Source organism: Pontibacter sp. BAB1700, assembly GCF_000277005.1.
Taxonomy (GTDB): domain Bacteria; phylum Bacteroidota; class Bacteroidia; order Cytophagales; family Hymenobacteraceae; genus Pontibacter; species Pontibacter lucknowensis.
In genome coordinates, this window is the sequence record NZ_AKIS01000072.1 from 1 (window position 1) to 5,192 (window position 5,192).

At 49.2% G+C, this 5,192-nt stretch carries 3 protein-coding genes and 1 pseudogene; 3 read left to right on the forward strand and 1 reads right to left on the reverse strand.

From position 1 onward, the window contains the following. Positions 1–39 precede the first annotated feature (39 nt). Positions 40–2,231: pseudogene (locus O71_RS09165) on the reverse strand (glutamine synthetase III). A gap of 500 nt (positions 2,232–2,731) precedes the next feature. Here O71_RS09165 and O71_RS23210 point away from each other — a divergent pair. The 3 genes from O71_RS23210 to O71_RS09175 all read left to right on the forward strand — a co-directional run. Continuing rightward, complete coding sequence (locus O71_RS23210; RefSeq protein WP_007655794.1) at positions 2,732–3,154, forward strand: hypothetical protein; 423 nt, start codon at positions 2,732–2,734, stop codon at positions 3,152–3,154. Beyond that, positions 3,139–4,335, forward strand: a complete 1,197-nt coding sequence (locus O71_RS09170; RefSeq protein ID WP_081490474.1) for an LTA synthase family protein — start codon at positions 3,139–3,141, stop codon at positions 4,333–4,335. Before O71_RS23210 ends, O71_RS09170 begins: the two co-directional genes overlap by 16 nt. Positions 4,336–4,472: 137 nt before the next feature. Continuing rightward, positions 4,473–5,192: radical SAM protein (locus O71_RS09175; protein WP_007655803.1), on the forward strand; the 720-nt coding region annotated here is incomplete at its 3' end.

A 5,192-nucleotide genomic window follows, 5' to 3' on the forward strand; every position in this document is an offset into this window, starting at 1 on the left:
AACCTAAAAAGAGACTACCTCAATTAGGTGCTCTTTTAGTTAGCGTCTGAACATCAGCTCGCGGTACTTCACCAGTGGCCAATCTTCATCATCCACCATCAGTTCCAGCTTGTCTACGCTGGTACGGATCGCTTCAAAATAAGGCATTACTTTCTCATTATAGAAAATCGCCTTCTCCCGCACATCCTCCATCTTGTTGGCAACCTTCCGCTGCTGGATCATGTCCACCGCATTGGTCTGGATCGTCTTAATATGACGCGAAATACGCTTGATGGAGTCCAGCGTGGACTCGGTATACTCATCTTCCAGGCCCAGGTCTTTCAAACCACGGATATTCTGGATCAGCTTGTTCTGGTAAGCAACTGCCGTCGGTATCACGTGGTTAAAGGCAAGGTCACCCATCACACGCGACTCGATCTGAATCTTCTTGATGTAATCTTCCAGCAGGATCTCATGACGAGCGGCAATTTCAACTCTGCTAAAGATGGCATGACGGGTAAACAGGTCTTGCACCTCCTCGCGGTGGTATACATCCAGTGCACGTGGCGTAGATTTGATATTAGAAAGTCCGCGCTTGGCTGCCTCTTCCTCCCACTCTCTAGAGTAACCGTTGCCTTCGAAACGAATAGCCTTGGAAGCAGCCACATACTCACGAAGTACTTGGATAATGGCCAGTTCCTTCTTCATGCCTTTGTTATCGATCAGGTCATCCACTGCCACACGGAAGTCGATCAGCTGATCGGCTACGATGGTGTTGAGCACCGTCATTGAAGAAGAACTGTTTGCAGAAGAGCCCACAGCACGGAACTCGAACTTATTACCCGTGAAGGCAAATGGAGAGGTACGGTTGCGGTCGGTGTTATCGCGAAGAATCTCCGGGATCTTGTCTATACCTAGCTTCAGGTACATGTTGTCGCCTTTCTCCATCGGCACTTTGGCAGTGCGCTCCAGCTCTTCCAGTACCGCCGTCAGTTGCTGGCCCACAAATACCGACATGATAGCAGGAGGCGCTTCGTTAGCACCCAGTCGGTGGTCGTTGCTGGCAGAAGCGATGCTGGCACGCAGCAGGTCGGCGTGCTTGTGCACAGCCATGACTGTGTTAATAAAGAAAGTCAGGAACTGCAGGTTTTCCTTTGGTTTCTTTCCAGGTGAGAGCAGGTTCACACCTGTGTTGGTGCTCATAGCCCAGTTGTTGTGCTTGCCGCTGCCGTTAACACCTTTATAAGGCTTCTCGTGAAGCAATACTTTAAAGCCATGGCGCTCAGCCACACGGTCCATGATGTCCATCAGGAGCTGGTTGTGGTCTACGGCCAGGTTGGCGTCTTCAAAGGTTGGAGCACACTCAAACTGGTTTGGAGCAACCTCGTTGTGGCGGGTGCGCAAAGGTATACCCAGCTTCAGGGCCGACTTTTCGAAATCTACCATGAAAGAGTGCACGCGGCTAGGGATAGAACCAAAATAGTGGTCTTCCAGCTGCTGGCCTTTGGCAGGCGCATGCCCGAAAAGGGTACGACCAGTCATTACCAGGTCGGGACGGGCCTCATACAGGGCGCGATCCACGAGGAAGTACTCCTGCTCTATACCTAAGGTAGTGTTCACCTTCACCACATCCTTGTCGAAATACTGGCAAACCGGAACAGCCGCCTGGTTGAGCAGGTGTAGGGATTTCAGTAAAGGTGTCTTGTAATCAAGCGCCTCACCGGTATAGGAAACGAAAATAGTAGGTATACAAAGCGTACGGGTGCCGGCATTCTCGATCAGGAAAGCAGGCGAAGACGGATCCCAGGCACTGTAACCGCGTGCCTCGAAGGTATTGCGTATACCGCCGCTCGGGAAAGAAGAAGCATCCGGCTCCTGCTGCACCAGGGCGCTGCCTTTAAAGCTTTCAATCGGGTCGCCCTCTCCGGTCAGGTCAAAGAAAGAGTCATGCTTCTCGGCTGTAGCCCCAGTCAGTGGCTGGAACCAGTGTGTGTAGTGCGTAGCGCCCTTGCTCATGGCCCAGGTCTTCATGGCGGCAGCCACGGCGTCAGCCAGGTTTCGGTCTACTTTCTCGCCAGCGTCAATCGTAGCGCAAAGTCTTTTGAAGTTCTCCGTAGACATGGTGGCACGCAGGCCGAAAAGCCAAACACGTTTTCACCGAAGTATTCTGAAATTTTACTGGATGGCAGCACTACCTCTGCCGGTTTGCGCTGACTTACCAGTTCGAGCGCCTTAAATCGAAGAATTGCCATGGGTTAAAGAGGTTAGGGTATAAATTTACACCAAAGGTATAGAGTAAATAGATAGCTTGTATCAGATAGGGTATTATTTTTTAGGGGGTAACACTGGTTTATAGTATAAAATTTAATAACACCCCCTGTTTTTGACAGGGCATATTCATTATATTACTATAATTACGACTTCAATATATAATAAGTAGCGGTATAATCTGAGCAGGCTGAATTTTAATAGAACACCTGACGTTTAAGAGAGGATACATAAGTTGTATATTTGCAGCCGTGATACGAAGCCTTTTATATCAGCCACTCTACTTTCTGTTCTGGGTGCTGTACTTTGTTGCAGCCAGAGCCACCTTTCTGCTTTACCATGATAACCGCACACAGGAGTTATCGCAGGCCGACCTTTTGACTATTTTTGCCAAGGGGCTTCGCCTGGACCTTTCTTTTAGCTCGTATATAAGCGCTATACCCTTTCTGGCTATTCTGGCTACTGCCTTTTCCCGGGACTGCGGGTGCGAAAGTTTATCCGCTACTATACTTATATCATACTCGTGCTGCTGTCGGTGTTGATGGCGGTGGACCTGGAACTCTATACCTACTGGGGTTTCCGGCTCGACTCCACGCCGATGCTGTACCTGAACACACCAGGCGAAATGGCAGCCTCTGCAGCAGCAGCTCCAATTCTGCTGTTGAGCATCATTGCGCTGGCCACCAGCCTGTTTTTTGCATTGCTCTTTCGCTATACCTTTGATTATAAAAATTACCACCTCAACTTTTCAAAGCTGAAGTATGCAGGTGTTGCGCTGTTGTTCACCGCTGTCCTGGTCCTGCCGATGCGGGGTGGCTGGCAGCAAATCCCGATCAACCAGAGTGTCGTGTATTTCTCGGAGAACCATATGCTAATCACGCCGGTCTCAATATGCCTTGGAACCTGATGGACACCATGCTGAAGTATAACGAAGAGACGCGCAACCCTTACAAGTACATGGACTATGAAGCGGCCGCTGCCAAAGTAGCTGAACTCTATGCTTCCACTGCAGACTCTTCTGAGAGAATTCTTCGCGTAGAGCGACCCAATGTGCTTTTCATCATTCTTGAAAGCTATACTGCCAAGTATGTGGAGCATTTGGGTGGGAGACCTGGCGTTACCCCTAATCTGGATAAACTGGCCAAAGAGGGAATCACTTTTACGAAGCTTTATTCAAGTGGCGACCGCAGCGAAAAAGGCATGGTGGCACTTCTGAGCGGCTATCCTGTGCAGACGACTACTTCGATCATCAAAAACCCTAAGAAAACAGAGCAACTGCCGCACCTGAGTCAGACATTCAAAAAGGCTGGTTATGGCACTTCATTTTATTATGGAGGAGAACTGGAGTTTGCCAACATACGCTCATACCTGCAAAACGGAAAGTATGACCGACTGATTGACAAGCATGATTTCCCGGCTGAGAGCTATAATTCCAAGTGGGGCGCGCATGACCATGTGTTGTTTGAGCGTGTGCTTCAGGACCTTAATCAGGAAAAGGCGCCTTTCTTTAGCACAGTCTATACCCTGAGCAGCCACGAGCCTTTCGAAATTCCTATACCTGCTAAATTTAAAGGAAACAAAATCAGTGACAAATTCAAAAACTCAGTTTACTATACCGATTGGGCATTGGGGCAATTCATGAAGCAGGCCCGGAAGCAACCCTGGTGGGACTCGACCCTGGTTGTACTGGTAGCCGACCATGGACATCCACTGCCTTATGATGATCCGAACTATAGAAGCACCAAGTTTCGCATACCTTTCATTCTGACAGGAGGCGCTTTGGCGGACAAAGGACGAACCGTTTCCACCATTGGCAGCCAGACTGACATTGCCACTACCCTGCTCTACCAGTTGGACCTGCCACACCAGGACTTCAAGTGGGGACGCAACCTGCTGGCGCCAAGTGATTATCCCTTTGCATTCTATGTTTTCAGGGACGGCTTTACTTTTATTACCCCCGGCAAAGTGCTGTCCTACGATAATGTGGCCAAAAAGCCTATCATCAAGGGCAAGGGTGTAACGCCCGAACAGATCGAACTGGGGAAAGCCTATATGCAATACTCCTTTGAAGACTTCGTCAGAAAATAGAAAGAGCGATGGGTATAGGCAAAGGCGTTGCGTGTAAAAAATTAGGCTGGCCAGTTAAAATGCTGATTAACAGCACTGGTTACATAGGCCTCTACTAACTTATTCAAAATTTAAATTCGTATCTTTGCACCCTGATTATGAAAAAGGTAGCATTTTATACACTGGGCTGTAAGCTTAACTACTCTGAAACCAGCACGATCGGAAGAATTTTCCAGGAGCGCGGTTTTGAGAAGGTGGAGTTTACCGATACGCCTGACATATACGTGATCAATACCTGCTCTGTCACTGACAATGCAGATAAGAAGTGCCGTAAGATCGTAAAGGAGGCACAAAAGCACTCTCCTAACGCATTTATAACGATCGTGGGCTGTTATGCGCAGCTTAAACCGAAAGAGATCAGCGAGATTCCCGGCGTGGATGCCGTATTGGGGGCCGCTGAGAAATTTCAGTTGGTAGACATCCTCGAGACATTCGAGAAGAAGGAGCATCCACAGGTATACGCCAGCGCCATCAGCGAAGCAAACACCTTCCACAACTCCTACTCTTTTGGCGACCGTACGCGCACCTTCCTTAAAGTGCAGGACGGCTGCGACTACTCCTGTACCTTCTGCACCATTCCGCTGGCCCGTGGCAACAGCCGCTCCGATAGCATCGCCAATGTAGTACGCTCTGCCAATGAAATAGCTGAGTCGGGTGTGAAAGAGATCGTGCTCACAGGTGTAAACACAGGCGACTTCGGTTTGCAGGATGGGGAACGTGTGGAGACCTTTTACGGATTGGTACAGGAACTTGACAAAGTAGAAGGTATAGATCGCTTCCGCATCTCTTCTATCGAGCCTAATCTGCTAAAAGACGAG

Bases quoted from the DNA above. Each gene is read 5' to 3' on its own strand.
- O71_RS09170 (WP_081490474.1), top strand. From the start codon at position 3,139: ATGCCTTGGAACCTGATGGACACCATGCTGAAGTATAACGAAGAGACG.